The organism is Mycobacterium sp. smrl_JER01, assembly GCF_048513595.2.
GTDB lineage: Bacteria > Actinomycetota > Actinomycetes > Mycobacteriales > Mycobacteriaceae > Mycobacterium.
This window is the reverse complement of sequence record NZ_JBLXXK020000001.1, coordinates 2,064,368-2,079,999: the sequence shown is the minus strand read 5'-3', so window position 1 is coordinate 2,079,999 and position 15,632 is coordinate 2,064,368. Positions and strand designations below refer to the sequence as shown.

15 protein-coding genes are annotated in these 15,632 nt (G+C 68.6%); 6 read left to right on the top strand and 9 right to left on the bottom strand.

What is annotated here, in order from left to right:
* The first annotated feature begins 151 nt into the window (after positions 1-151).
* From ACNUDN_RS09775 to ACNUDN_RS09765, 3 genes are read left to right on the top strand one after another with little or no spacing between them, the layout of a single operon-like run.
* Complete coding sequence (locus ACNUDN_RS09775; protein WP_419121753.1) at positions 152-979, top strand: class I SAM-dependent methyltransferase; 828 nt, start codon at positions 152-154, stop codon at positions 977-979.
* Complete coding sequence (locus ACNUDN_RS09770) at positions 976-2,568, top strand: 1,4-alpha-glucan branching protein domain-containing protein (RefSeq protein WP_419121752.1); 1,593 nt, start codon at positions 976-978, stop codon at positions 2,566-2,568. Before ACNUDN_RS09775 ends, ACNUDN_RS09770 begins: the two co-directional genes overlap by 4 nt.
* Before the next feature lie 2 nt (positions 2,569-2,570).
* The gene (locus ACNUDN_RS09765) at positions 2,571-3,809 is read left to right on the top strand and encodes a glycosyltransferase family 4 protein (RefSeq protein ID WP_419121751.1); all 1,239 of its coding nucleotides are present in this window, start codon (positions 2,571-2,573) and stop codon (positions 3,807-3,809) included.
* Positions 3,810-3,889: 80 nt separating this feature from the next.
* On the opposite strand, the gene ACNUDN_RS09760 is transcribed toward ACNUDN_RS09765, so the two are convergent.
* Complete coding sequence (locus ACNUDN_RS09760; RefSeq protein WP_419121750.1) at positions 3,890-4,627, bottom strand: acyltransferase; 738 nt, start codon at positions 4,625-4,627, stop codon at positions 3,890-3,892.
* 119 nt (positions 4,628-4,746) lie between these two features.
* On the opposite strand from ACNUDN_RS09760, the gene ACNUDN_RS09755 reads away from it, so the two are divergent.
* On the top strand, positions 4,747-6,132 hold the full coding sequence (locus ACNUDN_RS09755) for an outer membrane protein assembly factor BamB family protein (RefSeq protein WP_419121749.1): 1,386 nt from the start codon (positions 4,747-4,749) through the stop codon (positions 6,130-6,132).
* A gap of 136 nt (positions 6,133-6,268) precedes the next feature.
* Positions 6,269-7,819 (top strand): alanine/glycine:cation symporter family protein, encoded by a 1,551-nt coding sequence (locus ACNUDN_RS09750; protein ID WP_419121748.1) that lies wholly within the window; start codon positions 6,269-6,271, stop codon positions 7,817-7,819.
* Here ACNUDN_RS09750 and ACNUDN_RS09745 read toward each other — a convergent pair.
* From ACNUDN_RS09745 to ACNUDN_RS09710, 8 genes are all read right to left on the bottom strand, one after another.
* Complete coding sequence (locus ACNUDN_RS09745) at positions 7,809-8,519, bottom strand: esterase (RefSeq protein WP_419121747.1); 711 nt, start codon at positions 8,517-8,519, stop codon at positions 7,809-7,811. The two genes, ACNUDN_RS09750 and ACNUDN_RS09745, sit on opposite strands and share 11 nt — an antisense overlap.
* A gap of 77 nt (positions 8,520-8,596) precedes the next feature.
* The gene (locus ACNUDN_RS09740) at positions 8,597-9,802 is read right to left on the bottom strand and encodes a THUMP-like domain-containing protein (RefSeq protein ID WP_419121746.1); all 1,206 of its coding nucleotides are present in this window, start codon (positions 9,800-9,802) and stop codon (positions 8,597-8,599) included.
* On the bottom strand, positions 9,760-10,758 hold the full coding sequence (locus ACNUDN_RS09735) for a class I SAM-dependent methyltransferase (RefSeq protein ID WP_419125092.1): 999 nt from the start codon (positions 10,756-10,758) through the stop codon (positions 9,760-9,762). Before ACNUDN_RS09735 ends, ACNUDN_RS09740 begins: the two co-directional genes overlap by 43 nt.
* A 64-nt stretch (positions 10,759-10,822) precedes the next feature.
* The gene (locus tag ACNUDN_RS09730) at positions 10,823-11,521 is read right to left on the bottom strand and encodes an enoyl-CoA hydratase (protein WP_419121745.1); all 699 of its coding nucleotides are present in this window, start codon (positions 11,519-11,521) and stop codon (positions 10,823-10,825) included.
* The gene (locus tag ACNUDN_RS09725; RefSeq protein WP_419121744.1) at positions 11,518-12,363 is read right to left on the bottom strand and encodes an NUDIX hydrolase; all 846 of its coding nucleotides are present in this window, start codon (positions 12,361-12,363) and stop codon (positions 11,518-11,520) included. Before ACNUDN_RS09725 ends, ACNUDN_RS09730 begins: the two co-directional genes overlap by 4 nt.
* The gene (locus ACNUDN_RS09720; RefSeq protein ID WP_419125091.1) at positions 12,360-13,199 is read right to left on the bottom strand and encodes an ABC transporter ATP-binding protein; all 840 of its coding nucleotides are present in this window, start codon (positions 13,197-13,199) and stop codon (positions 12,360-12,362) included. Before ACNUDN_RS09720 ends, ACNUDN_RS09725 begins: the two co-directional genes overlap by 4 nt.
* 83 nt (positions 13,200-13,282) lie before the next feature.
* Positions 13,283-13,900 (bottom strand): membrane protein YczE, encoded by a 618-nt coding sequence (gene yczE, locus ACNUDN_RS09715; RefSeq protein WP_419125090.1) that lies wholly within the window; start codon positions 13,898-13,900, stop codon positions 13,283-13,285.
* Between the two features lie 71 nt (positions 13,901-13,971).
* Positions 13,972-14,124 carry a hypothetical protein gene (locus ACNUDN_RS09710; RefSeq protein WP_419121743.1) on the bottom strand — a complete coding sequence of 51 codons (153 nt, stop codon included), beginning with the start codon at positions 14,122-14,124 and terminating at the stop codon, positions 13,972-13,974.
* Between the two features lie 64 nt (positions 14,125-14,188).
* On the opposite strand from ACNUDN_RS09710, the gene yczR reads away from it, so the two are divergent.
* Positions 14,189-15,631 carry a MocR-like transcription factor YczR gene (yczR, locus tag ACNUDN_RS09705; RefSeq protein WP_419121742.1) on the top strand — a complete coding sequence of 481 codons (1,443 nt, stop codon included), beginning with the start codon at positions 14,189-14,191 and terminating at the stop codon, positions 15,629-15,631.
* Position 15,632: the final 1 nt, after the last annotated feature.

The following is a 15,632-nucleotide window of genomic DNA, read 5'->3' as shown; positions in this document are numbered from 1 at the left end:
GACGCAGGCACCACCATGTTACCAGCGGGTAACTTTGGGTGCGTCGCACGAACACCATAGCTGGTCGAAGTTTGCGATCGACCGGCCCCGCGATCACGTCGAGCTGACGAAGAGTTCGCCATCGGTCCGTTACGGGTTAGCCTGCCTTGCAATGAGCGCATCTGTTACCGACGGTCCCGTCGGCGAGCCCGTCCCGATGGCGTTGACCGGTGAGCGGACCGTTCCCGGCGTGGCGGAGGAAAACTATTGGTTCCGCCGCCACGAGGTCGTCTACCGCCGGCTGGTCGAGCGGTGCCGTGACCGCGACGTGCTGGAGGCGGGGTGTGGTGAGGGGTATGGCGCCGACCTGATCGCCGAGGTCGCCCGGTCGGTGATCGGTCTGGACTACGACGAGTCCGCCGTGGCCCACGTTCGGGCCCGCTACCCGCGGGTCGACATGCGCCACGGCAACCTGGCCGAGTTGCCGCTGCCCGCCGGGTCGGTCGACGTGGTGGTGAACTTTCAGGTGATCGAGCACCTGTGGGACCAGGGTCAGTTCGTCGCCGAGTGCGCGCGGGTGCTGCGCCCGGGCGGGCTGTTGCTGATGTCGACACCCAACCGCATCACCTTCTCCCCCGGCCGCGACACACCGGTGAACCCGTTCCACACCCGTGAACTCAACGCCGCCGAGCTGACCGAACTCATCGAATCGGCCGGTTTCGCGATGGAGGCGATGCTGGGGGTCTTTCACGGCCCGCGCTTGGCCGAGATCGACGCTCGTCACGGCGGCTCGATCATCGACGCGCAGATCACGCGTGCGCTGGCCGACGCCCCCTGGCCGGCCGACCTGCTCGCCGACATCACCTCCATCACAGTCGACGATTTCGACCTGGCCCCCGGCTCGGTGGAGGGATCCGGCACAGACATCGACAACAGCGACATCGACAACAGCGACATCGACGACAGCCTCGACCTGGTGGCGATCGCGGTGCGGCCGTGACAGATCCGCACCCGCAACCGGCACCGGGGCTGTTCACCCTGGTTCTGCACACCCACCTGCCGTGGCTGGCTCACCACGGCCGCTGGCCGGTCGGCGAGGAGTGGCTCTACCAGTCCTGGTCGGCCTCCTACCTGCCGTTGGTACGAGTGCTGCGCACACTGGCCGCCGAGGACCGCACCCACCTGGTCACCCTCGGGGTGACACCCGTGGTGGCCGCTCAGCTCGACGATCCGTACTGCCTGCAGGGAATGCAGCACTGGGTGGCGAACTGGCGGCTGCGCGCCCTGGAAGCGGCAACCATCCGCGCCACCTCGTCCTCCTCACCCGCATCTTCCTCCTCACCCGCATCGGAGCCGAGCGCCCTACGCCGGTTCGGATCTCGCGAGCACGCCGAGGCCGAGCGGGAGATGGGCGAGTTCGACGTGCTGTGGCGCCACGGCGGCAGCCCGGTGCTGCGCGAGCTGCTCGACGGTGACGTCATCGAACTGCTCGGCGGGCCCCTGGCGCACCCGTTCCAGCCGCTGCTGAATCCACGACTTCGCGAGTTCGCGCTCGGTGAGGGCCTCGCCGATGCCCGGCACCGGTTCGGGCATGCGCCGACCGGGATCTGGGCGCCCGAATGCGCGTACGCACCGGGCATGGAGACCGGATACGCCGCGGCCGGGGTGAGCCACTTCATGGTCGACGGCCCGTCGCTGCGCGGCGACACCGCGCTGGGCCGACCGGTCGCCGCTTCGGATGTGGTCGCCTTCGGACGGGACCTGCAGGTCAGCTACCGGGTGTGGTCGCCGCGGTCCGGTTACCCCGGCCACCCGGCGTACCGCGATTTTCACACCTATGACCACGCCACCGGCCTCAAGCCGGCCCGGGTGACGGGGCGTAACGTGCCGTCGGAGGCCAAGGCGCCCTACGACCCGGCCCGCGCGGACGCCGCGGTCGACGCGCACGTCGCCGATTTCGTCGAGACGGTGCGGCAGCGTCTCCGAGACGAGACCGACCGGATCGGCCGTCCGGCTCACGTCGTGGCGGCCTTCGACACCGAACTGTTCGGCCACTGGTGGTACGAGGGCCCGGTCTGGCTGGAGCGGGTGCTGCGCGCGCTGCCCGCCGCCGGGGTGCGGGTGGGCACCCTGTCTGACGCCATGGCCGCCGGATACGTCGGCGCTCCGGTGGAACTGCCCCCGAGTTCGTGGGGGTCCGGCAAGGACTGGCAGGTGTGGTCCGGCGAGAAAGTCGCCGACCTGGTCCACCTCAACAATGAGGTCGTCGACACCGCGTTGAGCACCGTCGACAAGTCCCTGGCCCGCAGCACATCGCTGAGTTCCTCTGCCCCAAGGGATTTCGTGGCGGACCAGATCCTGCGGGAGACGCTGCTCACGGTGTCCAGCGACTGGCCCTTCATGATCAGCAAGGACTCGGCGGCCGACTACGCCCGCTACCGCGCACATCTGCACGCCCACGCCACCCGGGAGATCTCGGCGGCGGTGGCATCGGGACGCGACGAACAGGCACGGCGACTGGCCGAGGGATGGAACCGCGCCGACGGTCTGTTCGGGGCCTTGGACGCACGGAGGCTGCCCAGCCTGTGAAGATGAAGATCCTGCTGGTCTCGTGGGAGTATCCGCCGGTGGTGATCGGCGGCCTCGGTCGCCATGTGCACCATCTGGCCACCGAACTCGTCAGCGCCGGCCACGAAGTCGTCGTACTCAGTCGTCGCGCCACCGCCACCGACCCGCAGACCCATCCGACCACCGACGAGGTGCACGACGGCGTGCGGGTCATCGCGGCCGCCGAGGATCCGCACGAATTCGCGTTCGGCACCGACATGATGCCCTGGACGCTGGCCATGGGCCACGCCATGATCCGTGCCGGGCTGACGCTGACCGACTGGCGACCGGACATCGTGCACGCTCACGACTGGCTGGTCGCTCATCCCGCGGTGGCGTTGGCCCAGTTCTTCGATGTGCCACTGGTTTCGACCATTCACGCCACCGAAGCGGGCCGGCACTCGGGTTGGCTCTCGGGTGCGGTGAGCCGTCAGGTACACGCCCTGGAGTCCTGGCTGGTCCACGACTCGGACTCGCTGATCACCTGTTCGGCGTCGATGCGCGACGAGATCAGCGCGTTGTTCGGACCGGACCTCGGCGAGATCACGGTCATCCCGAACGGGATCGACACCGACGGGTGGCCCTTCGTCGGACACCGTCGCCGCACAGGACCCGCACGCCTGCTGTACTTCGGTCGCCTCGAGTACGAGAAAGGGATCCACGACGCCATCGCGGCCCTGCCCCGTATCCGCCGCAGCCATCCGGGCACCACGCTGACCATCGCCGGTGACGGCACCCAACTCGCCTTCCTGCTCGAGCAGGCGCGTCGGCACAAAGTGGTGAAAGCCACGAATTTCGTCGGGCGCGTGGATCATTCACAGCTGCTGCAGCTGCTCCACGGTGCTGACGCCGCGGTGCTGCCATCGCACTACGAACCGTTCGGCATCGTGGCACTCGAAGCGGCCGCGGCGGGGACCCCGCTGGTGACCTCGACCGCCGGAGGACTCGGCGAAGCGGTCATCGACGGGGTGACAGGCCTGTCGCACCCACCGGGGGACGTGAGCGCGCTGACCGCCGCCGTGCGCGCGCTGCTGGACGCCCCCGACGACGCCAACCGGCGGGCCGTCGCCGCCCGGGACCGACTGACCTCGCAGTTCGCCTGGCACACAGTGGCCGCCGACACCGCCCAGGTGTACCTGGCGGCCAAGCGGGCCGAACGCAGACCACAGCCGCGACGGCCCATCGCGCAGCGCCCGCTGCCCGACTACGGTCGCCCCGGCTGACCCTCGTCCCTCGGCCGGATCGTCAGCCGGCGGGTTTCGATGGCCGTCTTCCTCACCGACCTCGTCCCTCGGCCGGATCGTCAGCCGGCGGCCTTTTTACGCTCGATGTCGGCCAGCGCCGCAGCCAACGCGGCACGCTCGGCGGCCGACGTCTCCCAGGACAGTTTGCGGTTCTTGACGATCTTGGCCGGCGCGCCGACCGCGATCGAATAGTCCGGGATCTCGCCCTTGACCACCGCGTGCGCCCCCAGTACACAGCCGCGGCCGATGCTGGTGCCGCGCAGCACGGTCACCTTGGCCGCGACCCAGGTGTCGGGCCCGATCCGCACCGGGCTCTTGACGATGCCCTGATCCTTGATCGGCAACTCGATGCTGTCCATCTTGTGGTCGAAATCGCAGACATAGCACCAGTCGGCCATCAGCACCGAATCACCCAGCTCGATGTCGAGGTAGGTGTTGATCACGTTGTCGCGTCCCAGCACCACCTTGTCGCCGATGCGCAGCGAACCCTCGTGGCAGCGGATGGTGTTCTTGTCCCCGATGTGAACCCAGCGGCCGATCTCCATCTGCGACAGCTCGGGCGTCGCCTGGATCTCGACGTCCTTGCCGAGAAACACCATGCCGCGGGTGATGATGTGCGGATTCGCCAGCTTGAACCTCAGCAGCCGCCAGTAGCGCACCAGATACCAGGGCGTGTAGGCACGGTTGGCCAGAACCCATTTCAACGAGGCCAGGGTGAGGAACTGGGCTTGGCGAGGGTCCCGTAGACGCGAGCCCCGCCAGCGCTTGTGCAGCGGCGCTCCCCACATCGTTGTCATGCCCGCAGAGCCTACGCGCCCGCTCATGACATTCCTGGGTCGCAGCGCTCCTGCTCTGCGAACGGGTCAACGGTTACCCTCACGTGGGCTCGACGTACACCGCGATCAGAAGGGATCCCGTGCTCCGGCGAATCATCGCATCGACCTCGACGCTGCTCATCGCAGGTCTGCTCGCCGGCTGCGGCACCACCGATTCCTGGGTGCAGGCACGCGCCGCCGATGGCTGGGCCGCACAGTACGCCGACGCTGCCAACAGCAGCTCCACCTCTGTCGCGGGTGCGGACACCCTGCGCCTGGAGTGGGCGCGGTCGGTCAAGGGCAGGCTCGCCGCGCAGGTGGCGTTGGGCTCCGGCAACTTCCTGGCCGCCAACGCACAGACCGAGTCAGGTTGCTCGTTGATGGTCTGGGAGACCGACAACCGTGCTCGCCAACGCTGGTGCACGAGGCTGGTACAGGGTGGCGGCTTCGCCGGCCCCCTCTTCGACGGCTTCGACAATCTGTACATCGGGCAGCCGGGCGCACTGCTGTCGTTCCCGACCACGCAGTGGATTCGGTGGCGTCAACCGGTGATCGGGATGCCGATGACCGCCCGGATCCTGACGCCCGGGCGGCTGCTGGTGGTCACCCACCTGGGTCAGGTGCTGGTGTTCGACGCTCATCGCGGCACCGTGACCGGGACTGCGCTGGACCTGGTTGCCGGCGTCGATCCCACCGACTCCGAGCGCGGACTCGACGACTGCCGCCTCGCCGGTCCGCAGTGCCCGGTGGCGGCCGCACCCGCCTACTCCGAGGTCTCCGGAATGGTGGTGCTGACGCTGTGGGAACCGGACACCGACGCACCCGTTCTGGTCGGGCTGCGCTACCAGCCCGGACAGACTCCGCATCTGGTCCGGGAATGGACCAGCAACGCGGTCGGGGACGGACCGTTGGCCAGCCCGGTGTTGTCCGCCGACGGATCGACGGTGTACGTCAACGGCCGCGACGAGCGCTTGTACGCGCTCAACGTCGAGGACGGCACCGAGAAGTGGTCGGTGCCGCTGGGATACCTGGCGCAGACCCCGCCGTCGGTGACACCGAGCGGGTCGGTCATCGCCGGCGGGGGTCCCGGTTCGCGTCTCACCGCGGTCCGTGACACCGCCGAAGAGGGCGAGGTGCTCTGGACCCGGGACGACACCTCCCCGCTGACCACGTCGAGCCTCGCCGGGGTCGGGTACGTCGTCGTCCGCGACAGCGGTGACGCCGACACCGATGACACCGACACCGATGACGCCGACACCGATGACGCGGGCACCGATGACGCGGGCACCGAGGGTGCAGGCACCGACGACGGACGCTCAGACGGGCCGCTCGCGTTGCGGGTGTTCAGCCTCGGCGACGGCAGCACCGTCGACACCCTGCCCTTGCCGAATGCGACCGGATGGCCGGTCGGGGTGTCGATCGGCCACGACGGACGCGTGGTGACCGCCACCAGTGACGGCCAGGTCTACGGGTTCGTCCCGGCGTGATCGACAGGCTTGTTCACGCCGGCGTCACGACTTGGTAATTCCGATCTTGCGAAGCGGCTTCGGCGTGCACACTCGCATGTGAGCGTGCACACTCTGATGATCCGAAAACGTCAAGAAACCTAACGGGGGGACGCGAGTGTCGGAATTTCTCGGTGCCGTCAACGACCTTGTCTGGCACGAAACGCTGGTCTATCTGTGTCTGGCCGCAGGAGTCTTCTTCTCGATCAGATCCCGCTTCGTGCAGGTACGCCAGGTACCGGAGATGGTCCGGCTGATGCTCAAGGGTGAGAAGTCGCCATCGGGTGTGTCCAGCTTCCAGGCGCTGACCATGTCGCTGGCCGGCCGAGTCGGGACCGGCAACATCGCCGGCGTCGCCACCGCCATCGCCTTCGGCGGACCCGGCGCGCTGTTCTGGATGTGGGCGGTCGCCTTCCTGGGCGCGTCGACGTCATTCGTCGAATGCACGCTCGGACAGATCTACAAGGACCGCGACAAGCTCACCGGTGAGTACCGCGGCGGACCCGCGTACTACTTCAGCACTGCGCTGTCGCACACCGCGGCGGCCGGGGCGATGAAGGTCTACGGCTACATCTTCGCGGCCGTCACCTTGCTGGCCATGGGGCTGCTGCTGCCCAGCGTGCAGTCCAACTCGATGGCGTCGGCGATGAACTCGGCGTGGGGCTTCTCGCAGTGGTGGGTGGCGGTGGGCACCGTCATCGTGCTGGCGTTCGTCATCATCGGTGGCGTCAAGCGGATCGCGACGTTCGCGTCGATCGTGGTGCCGTTCATGGCGGTCATCTACATCGTTCTGGCGCTGATCATCGTGCTGATGAACGCCTCCGAGGTGCCCGCGATCCTCTCGCTGATCTTCTCCAGCGCGTTCGGCTTCGACTCGGCTTTCGGCGCGATCATCGGCTCCGCGGTGATGTGGGGCGTCAAGCGCGGTATCTACTCCAACGAGGCCGGCCAGGGCACCGGTCCGCACGCCGCGGCCGCCGCCGAGGTGTCACACCCGGCCAAACAGGGCCTCGTACAGGCGTTCGCCGTCTACATCGACACGCTGTTCATCTGCACCGCGACCGGCTTCCTGATCCTGTCCACCGGGGCCTACCGGGTGTTCGAAGGCGAGAGCGCCACCGGAGCGGTGATCCGCGAGGGCGGCGCCATCCTGCCCGAGGGGGCCGAGGTCGGGCCCGCGTTCGCCCAGGCCGGCTTCGACACGCTGTGGAGTGGTGCGGGCTCCAGCTTCATCGCCATCTCGCTGGCCTTCTTCTGCATCACCACGATCATCGCGTACTACTACATGGCCGAGACGAACCTGCGCTTCCTGCTCGGCAGGGCCGCCACCTTCGACGTCCCGTTCATCCGCGGCACCCTGGGCACCAACCTGACGATGGTGCTGCAGGCACTGATCCTGGTGTCGGTGACCATCGGCGCGGTCTCCACCGCATCGGAAGCGTGGACGCTGGGCGACATCGGCGTGGGGCTGATGGCGTGGCTGAACATCGTGGGCATCCTCATCCTGCAGCAGCCCGCCTACAAGGCATTGCGGGACTACGAAAGGCAGAAGAAGCTGGGTCTGGACCCGATGTTCGACCCGGTCGCCCTGGACATCAAGAACGCCACCTTCTGGGAGAACTACGATCCCGCGACCGGCAAGGACAAACAGCCGACGGTCATTGGCTGAGGGTGAGCCGCTCCGCCAGCATGGACGCCACCGCCGACCGCGGGACGGTGGCCTGCAGCGCACCCCCGGCACCGGGCATGATCTCCCCCTGGCCGAAGTAGAAGATCAGCGAGTCCTCGGTCAGGACGAACTCCTGGTACTTGGCCGGATCCAACCCGTCGGTCGCCGAGATCGGCGCGTCGACGCCGAGTTGGCGCGAGATGTCGGACTGCACGATCGGGAAGATGACGTCCAGCGGCTGGGTGCCCGGCCGGAACAGTCCTTCGAAGGTGATCGGCGCCCTGTTGACGACGTCCCAGTTGAATGCCTTGAACCAGGTCTGCGGGTGCGCACCGCCGACGTTCTCGTACACCTCGAAGACCACGCTGCGGGTGCCACCGTCGTCGGGTCCGGTCCGGTAACCGGTCCCCCGCGCATCCAGCACGTAGGGCAGGTTCCACGATCCCGGCATCTCCGAGACGTTGACGAACCCGTCACGGGTCTGGGTCAGATACGCGGCCAGCGCCTGCTGATCCGGGTAGTCCACCGGGAAGGCGTAATCGATTCGGTAGGTGGGATTCTCGGCGTGCACGTGACAGATCTGGTCGTCATCGACGGTGCCCCCCAGCTCCGCGCAGGCCGACTGGGCGGCGGCCCCGGGAGCGGACAGCAGGCCCGCCGAGACACCGGCAGCAGTCAGAGCAGCGGCGAATACGCGCATCGTCGGAGTCCTCGCAATCGGCGCCTCGTGATGGTCGGCGCAAGTTCGAAACAGGTACGGCAAGGGTACGTGAGCTTTCAACGTGACGGACGACATATGAATGCCGTTGCCCGGCTTGCCACCCCGGAGCCGAGCCGGGCTATGACCACCGTCACGTGGGACGGCCCCCGCAGCCGGAGCCGGGTGCGCAGGGCATCCGGATCGACGTCGACGCCACGGACCAGGATCTCCACCACGCCGGCCTGGTGGCGGGAAAGGGCCTGGCGCAGGTGCCGCTCGTTGAACGCCAACTGTTCGAGCACCTCGAAACCGCGCACGTCACCGGGTAGCCGGTCACCGGACAGGTAGGCCAGGTCCGCATCGAGTTGCCACAGGCCGTGCCGGGCGCCGTAGTGGCGGACCAGACCCGCCCGCACCACCGCACCGTCGGGGTCGACGATCCAACGACCTGCCGGAGCGACCCCGCATCCGTCGGATTCGGCGTCGGTGATCTGCTCACCGGTGTCCAGTAGCGTGGCCCGCCGCCGCACGGCGCCTTCGGTCAGACCCCGCGACCACAGACACGCTTCGCGCACGCTGCCCGCCAGCGAGGTGACCTCGATCTCGCCGTCGAATCCCAACTGTGTCAGGACCGCGAAATCGATTCCGGGAGCTGTCTTTACGACGTGGTCGCGGTTGCGGAGAACGGTGAGCAGATCGTCCAGCGGCGGTACGTAGCTGCGCGGGTCGAAGCGACGCTTGGTGCCGCTTCGGCGCGCCGGGTCGACGACTACGACGGCGTCGGCGGTCACCGGGCGCAGAGCGTCGGCCCGGCAGAGCGGGATGGACTCGCCCACGTTGTGTCGGGCCATCGCCAAGCGCACCGGATCGATGTCGCTGCCCAGCACGAAGCCGGCCCATTTCCCAAGTGCCACAAGCTCGGCACCAATCGAGCAGGTTGCGTCGTGCACGACGGCACCGGCCAACCGGCGCGCCCGGTGCTCGGTCACAGGCGCGGCGGTCGCCTGCTGCAGCGCCTCGTCGGTGAACAACAACCGTTCGGCGTCGGCGAACTTCGCGGCGGCCTTGCGTCGCAATCGCACGGTCTCCACGAGCACAGCGGTCCGGTCGCCGAAATGCGCTCTCGCCGAGGCGATATCCGATACCAGGGTGGAATCGGCCAACCGGTACCGGGAGACCTCGGCCAGGGCCTGCCGCCCCGCATCACTGCGGAGGTAGGCCACGTCGCCGAGGCCGAACTCTACGACGGTTTGACCCCTGTCACCATGACGTTGTAGAACCACCCCTTGGGCACCAGGCGACGCCAGACGTTGGCGTCGACCCACGACAGTGTCGTCCAACTGCCGAACGCGAACTTCGCCCAACCCCAACCCAGCCGACCCGGCGGCACGGCCGCCTCGAAGGTCCGGACCGGCCAGCCCAGCATCGCGGCGGTGAACTCTTCGCTGGCCGTGCGCACCTCGACGGCACCCGCGTTGGCGGCCATCCGCTCGAGATCGGCGGGATCGAAGGTGTGCAGATCGACCACCGCCTCCAGTGCCGCGGCGCGCGACGACTCATCGAGTTCGGCCTGGGGCCGCCGCCAGTCGGCCAGCATCGGCAGCTTGGTGACGTTGGTCGCGATGCGCCAGGTCAACGTCGAGAGCTCGCGGGCGTAGCGGTTTCCCACCGTCGTCGGCTCACCGGCGAACACGAATCGCCCACCCGGCTTGAGCACCCGCACGACCTCACGCAGCGACAGCTCCACATCCGGGATGTGGTGTAGCACCGCATGCCCGACCACCAGGTCGAACGTGTTGTCCTCGTACGGAATGCCCTCGGCGTCGGCGACGCGGCCGTCGATGTCGAGCCCCAGCGACTGACCGTTGCGGGTGGCCACCTTGACCATGCCCGGCGACAGATCGGTCACCGAACCGCGTCGTGCCACGCCGGCCTGGATGAGATTGAGCAGGAAGAACCCCGTCCCGCAGCCCAGCTCCAACGCCCGGTCGTAGGGTAGTTCGCGCTGCACCTGCTCGGGGACCGCGGCGTCGAACCGGCCGCGCGCGTAATCGACGCAGCGCTGGTCGTAGGAGATCGACCACTTTTCGTCGTAGGTCTCGGCTTCCCAGTCGTGATAGAGCACCTGCGCGAGCTTGGTGTCGTGCATGGCGGCTTCGACCTGCTCCTTGGTCGCGCGGGGCGTCGGAGCCGGAACGGCGACATCAGGCGTCGGAGCCGGAACGGCGACATCAGGCATCGGAGCCGGAACGGCGACATCAGGGCAGGCGCCGGGTTCCTTTGTTTCCGTCATGCAGGGCAGCCTAACGTCCGTCGGCGCTGCGACCGTCACGGCGGGTGAACGAACCCTTCGCCGCGGCCAGGACCTCCCCGGGATAGTCCGCGAACCGCGCCGCCCACGCCAGCGCCGCGTCGTAGACCGCGTCCGGGGCCACCATCTCGTCGATCAACCCCAGCTGGAGCGCTTCACGGGCATCGACGAAACGACCGCTGAACACCAGATCTCTGGCCTTGCTGTGACCGATGGCAGCGACGAGCCGGGCCGCGGCGGTGCGCTGCGGTGCCCGCCCGGCGAGAATTTCGGTCGCACCGAATTTGGCGTTGTCTCCGCTGATCCGCCAATCGGCGGCCAGCGCCAGGTCCAGCCCGGCCCCGAGTGCGTAGCCGGTGACAGCCGCCACCGTGGGTTTCGGCAGCGACGCCAGCGCGCCGATGGCGTCCTCGGCGACCTGTTCGGCGGCCGCGCTCTCCTCGACGGTGAGCGTCTGCAGCTCGGGCATGTCCTCGCCGGCGGAGAAGATCTCGTGTCCGCCGAACACGATGACCGCCGAGACGTCGTCGCGGTGGCACAACTCGGCAGCGGCCGTACCGATCTCCCGGTACGCCTGCCGGGTCAGTGCGTTGGTCGGGGGACGCGAGAGCAACAGCGTCGCGACGCGACGGTGGTCGGCACCGGCCGGGCCCTCCGGCTCGGGGACCACGACGCTGACGAACTCCCTCACGCGAGCGGCGCCCCATCGGTGTAACCCTGGGGTGCGCGCCTGTTGCGGGCCTCGTTGTAGCGGTCGCTGTTGAAGAACTCGATCTCCCAGTTGCCGCCCTCCCGGGCGGCCAGCGACGGTTCGACCGCGACGATCCGGCGCTCCACCGCGAGCACCTCGGCCACGGTGCGTCCGTTGAGCGCGTCCAGCTGTGTCCATGTCGGGGGGAGCAGAAAGCTGCGCCCCTCGGCGAAATCGTCGAGGGCGGCCTGCGGCGTGACCCAGTCGGCCCTGTCGGTCTCGGTGTTGTCGCCGTCGGCCCGCTGCCCCTGCGGCAGCGCACCGACGAAGAAGTAGGTGTCGTAGCGCCGGGTGCGCTCCTCCTTGGGTGTCACCCAGTTGGCCCACGGACGCAGCAGATCGGCTCGCAACATCAGCTTTTCCGAGCGCAGGAACTCGCCGAAGGACAACGACTTGTTCTCCAGCGCCGCGCGCTGGTCGCGATACACCGACGCGTCGTCGACCAGCAGGTCCGGATCGTCGGCGGCACCGGCGAACAGCACCCCGCACTCCTCGAACGTCTCCCGGGCCGCGGCACACACCAGCGCCGCGGCGAGCTCCGGGTCCACGCCGAACCGCTCGGCCCACCAGTGCTGGTCGGGTCCGTGCCAGGCGACGTCAGCGGTGCGGTCCCGGTCGTCGACCCCGCCGCCCGGAAACACCATCACGCCGGCGACGAACTCCATGGCCGAATGCCTGCGCATCAGGAAAACCTCGAGGCCCTTACCGATGCCGTGGGTCTGGTCCCGGATCAGCATCACCGTCGCGGCGGGGCGGGGCACCAGCGGATCGGGGTTGGTCATGCACGTCTCCTGTGTGCGGCGCGGCTGCGGGTGCGGCGCGCGAAGTAGCGTCCGTCGATGTCGTCGAGCGCGATGGACTGCCCGAAGGCCTTGGACAGATTCTCGGCGGTGAGCACATCGTCGAGCAGACCGGAGTCGACCACCTTGCCTTCGGACAGGATCAGACAGTGCGAGAAGCCCGGCGGGATCTCCTCGACGTGGTGGGTGACCAAGACCAGCGCCGGCGCGTCGGGATCGGCGGCCAGGTCGCTCATCCGCGCCACCAGTTCCTCGCGCCCGCCCAGATCGAGTCCCGCTGCCGGCTCGTCGAGCAGCAGCAGCTCCGGGTCGGTCATCAGGGAACGGGCGATCAACACCCGCTTGCGCTCACCCTCGGACAGGGTGCCGAAGGTGCGCTCGGCCAGGTGCTCGGCGCCGACGCTCTCCAGCATGTCGACCGCCTGCTCGTAGTCGACATCGTCGTACTTCTCCCGCCACCGGCCCAGGACTGCGTAGCCGGCCGACACCACCAGGTCGCGTACCGTCTCGTCGTCCGGGATGCGCGGGGACAGCGCCGCACTGCTCAGGCCCACCCGCGAGCGCAGTTCCGACATGTCGACACGACCCAGTCGTTCACCGAGCACGTAGGCCGTGCCCGAGGAGGGATGCTCCATCGCTGCCGCCATGCGCAACAGTGAGGTCTTGCCGGCCCCGTTGGGGCCGATCACGACCCACCGCTCGTCGAGTTCGACCGACCAGGTCACCGGCCCCACCAGCAATCGGCCGTTGCGGCGCAGCGTGACCTTGGCGAAGTCGATCAACAGGTCGGGGTCGGCTGCTGGCACCGGGTCATTCACGTCATCGGACCTGTCGTCGACTGGCACCCGCCCATCGTAGTCAGGGCGTGCCCGGCCGGCCGTAGGCGCCGTTGCGGACCGATTCAGCCGCCGGCGACTCCGAGGGCGCCGCGCGGCGCGCCCCGGTCACCGGTGCCGGCGCGCTGCGCTCGATCCACCCGCGCCCAGCCGCTGACGGCCAGTACCCGCGGTGGTGTCAACCGGACGAACACCCCCACCAGCGGGCCGATACCGAAGGCGTACACGACGGTGCCGACACCGACGGTGCCGCCCAGCAGCCAGCCCACGAACAGGACGGCCACCTCGATGCCGGTGCGGACCACCCGCACCGACATCCCGGTGCGGACCACCAGACCGGTCATCAGGCCGTCGCGTGGACCGGCACCGAGGCCCGCGCCGATGTAGAGCACCGTGCTGAACGCGTTCACGATGACGGCCGCCAGCATCAACGCCGTCCGGACGGGCAGTGTTGTCGGCGCCGGAATGAAGAACAACGCGACGTCGACGGTCACCGCGATGACGATGACGTTGGCGATGGTGCCGATCCCGGGTCGGTTGCGTAGCGGGATCCAGGCCAGTAGCACCGCCACCCCCACCACCGCCGAGGCCAGACCGATCGTCATGCCTGTTCGCCCGGCGAGTCCCTGGTGAAAGACGTCCCAGGGGTCAAGGCCGAGGCCCGCCTGGACCATCATCGCCATCGACACCCCGTACCCGATGAGCCCGGCGAGCAGCGCCGCGCCCCGGATCGCCGCGTGGTTGCGGGCCGTCACTAGGCGTGGTCCGGAAAGTGCATCCGGATGGCGTCGAGTTCGTTGTGCACCCGTCGTGCGTCGGAGTCGCGTTCGTCGAGGGTGGATCCGATCGACGGCAGGTAGTAGAGGTCGGCCAGTCGCTGGCCCAGTCGCGATAACCAGTGAGTCATGTGGCCAATGATCACGGTCAAGTGGCTTGCCTATCAATATCCAGTTGGGCGATACTGGCCATCAATGACTGAAGCAATTGCAGCCAGATCCCTGGATGTGGACCTTTTGGTTCGTGAACTCGGAAACTGGCGGACATCAAGTGGCAGCGGACCTGCCTACCACGGTCTCGCCGACGCGGTGCGGCTCCTGATCATCGACGGTCGCCTCCCGGTCGGTGCGCGAATGCCCAGCGAGCGCGTACTGGCTGATGCGCTGCGGGTGTCTCGCACCACCGTCACGGCGGCGTTCACGCAATTGCGCGACGACGGTTACCTCCACGCGCGGCGGGGCGCCCGCAGTACCACCGCCCTTCCGCTGCGCCCCGTGCCGACGGCGCCGCCGGCCGCCGCGACGGCCAACCTGGCGGCCGCCACCCTGGCTGCCCCGGCGGCCATCACCTCGCGCGCCTTCCTCGAAGCGGCGCACGAGGTCACCCCGTATCTGCACGACATCGGTATCGAGTTGACCGGAGTGCCGCCATTGCGCTCAGCGATCGCGCAACGCTACTGCGACCGCGGGCTGCCGACCGACCCTGACGAGGTCATGGTGACCACGGGGGCGCTCCATGCAATCGGGCTGATTCTGGCCACCTACACCCAGCCCGACGACCGCGTGCTCGTCGAGCAGCCCACCTATCACGGAGCGCTGGCGGCAATGGCCTCGCGGGGCCTGCGGCCGGTCCCGGTGGCAATGGCGCCCGACGGTTGGGAACTCGACGCGGTGGAGGCCGCCGTCCGGCAACTGGCACCCAATCTGGCCTATCTGATCCCCGACAACCAGAACCCCACCGGCATGACGATGCCTGTGCCGGAACGAAACCGGTTGGCCCGCATCATCAGTGACACCCGCACCCGGACCATCGTCGACGAGACCATCACCGACATGTGGCTCGACGAGCAGGTCCCCGCCCCGCTGGCCGCATCCATGACCGGTCGCCGCGACCTCGTGCTGACGGTCGGGTCCATGTCGAAGTCGTTCTGGGGCGGCCTGCGCATCGGATGGATCCGAGCCGACCGCAGCACGCTGGCCACCATCGCCGCGCAACGGCCGGCGATCGACATGGGCACACCGATCCTGGAACAGCTGGCCGCCGCAGAGCTGCTGGCGGCCGCCGACCAGGTGCTGCCCGAACGCCGCGACATCCTGCGCTCCCGTCGGGCCCTACTGCTGCACCTGCTCGCCGAGCACCTTCCGGACTGGCGCCCGGCACCGGGAAAGGGCGGCATGTCGCTGTGGGTGCGGCTACCCGCTCCGATGAGCTCGGCGTTGTCGGCGGCCGCCGCACGCATAGGACTCGAGATTCCTCCCGGGCCCCGATTCGGAGTCGACGGCACCCTGGAGCGTTTCATCCGGGTCCCGTACACATTGCCCGACGACGAACTCGTGGCCGCGGTCGAGGTGTTGGCCCGGGCGTGGCGCACGGTCACCGGGCTCGCGGGTCCGGAACCCGCCGCCGTGGTGGTCTGAG

Excerpts from the sequence above, each read along its gene's own strand:
- ACNUDN_RS09725 (WP_419121744.1), bottom strand. The coding sequence starts at position 12,363 with ATGACCAACCCCGATCCGCTGGTGCCCCGCCCCGCCGCGACGGTGATG.
- ACNUDN_RS09710 (WP_419121743.1), bottom strand. The coding sequence starts at position 14,124 with ATGACTCACTGGTTATCGCGACTGGGCCAGCGACTGGCCGACCTCTAC.
- yczR (WP_419121742.1), top strand. The coding sequence starts at position 14,189 with ATGACTGAAGCAATTGCAGCCAGATCCCTGGATGTGGACCTTTTGGTT.
- ACNUDN_RS09745 (WP_419121747.1), bottom strand. The coding sequence starts at position 8,519 with ATGCGCGTATTCGCCGCTGCTCTGACTGCTGCCGGTGTCTCGGCGGGC.
- yczE (WP_419125090.1), bottom strand. The coding sequence starts at position 13,900 with ATGGCGATGATGGTCCAGGCGGGCCTCGGCCTTGACCCCTGGGACGTC.
- ACNUDN_RS09760 (WP_419121750.1), bottom strand. The coding sequence starts at position 4,627 with ATGACAACGATGTGGGGAGCGCCGCTGCACAAGCGCTGGCGGGGCTCG.
- ACNUDN_RS09765 (WP_419121751.1), top strand. The coding sequence starts at position 2,571 with ATGAAGATCCTGCTGGTCTCGTGGGAGTATCCGCCGGTGGTGATCGGC.
- ACNUDN_RS09775 (WP_419121753.1), top strand. The coding sequence starts at position 152 with ATGAGCGCATCTGTTACCGACGGTCCCGTCGGCGAGCCCGTCCCGATG.
- ACNUDN_RS09735 (WP_419125092.1), bottom strand. The coding sequence starts at position 10,758 with ATGCCTGATGTCGCCGTTCCGGCTCCGACGCCTGATGTCGCCGTTCCG.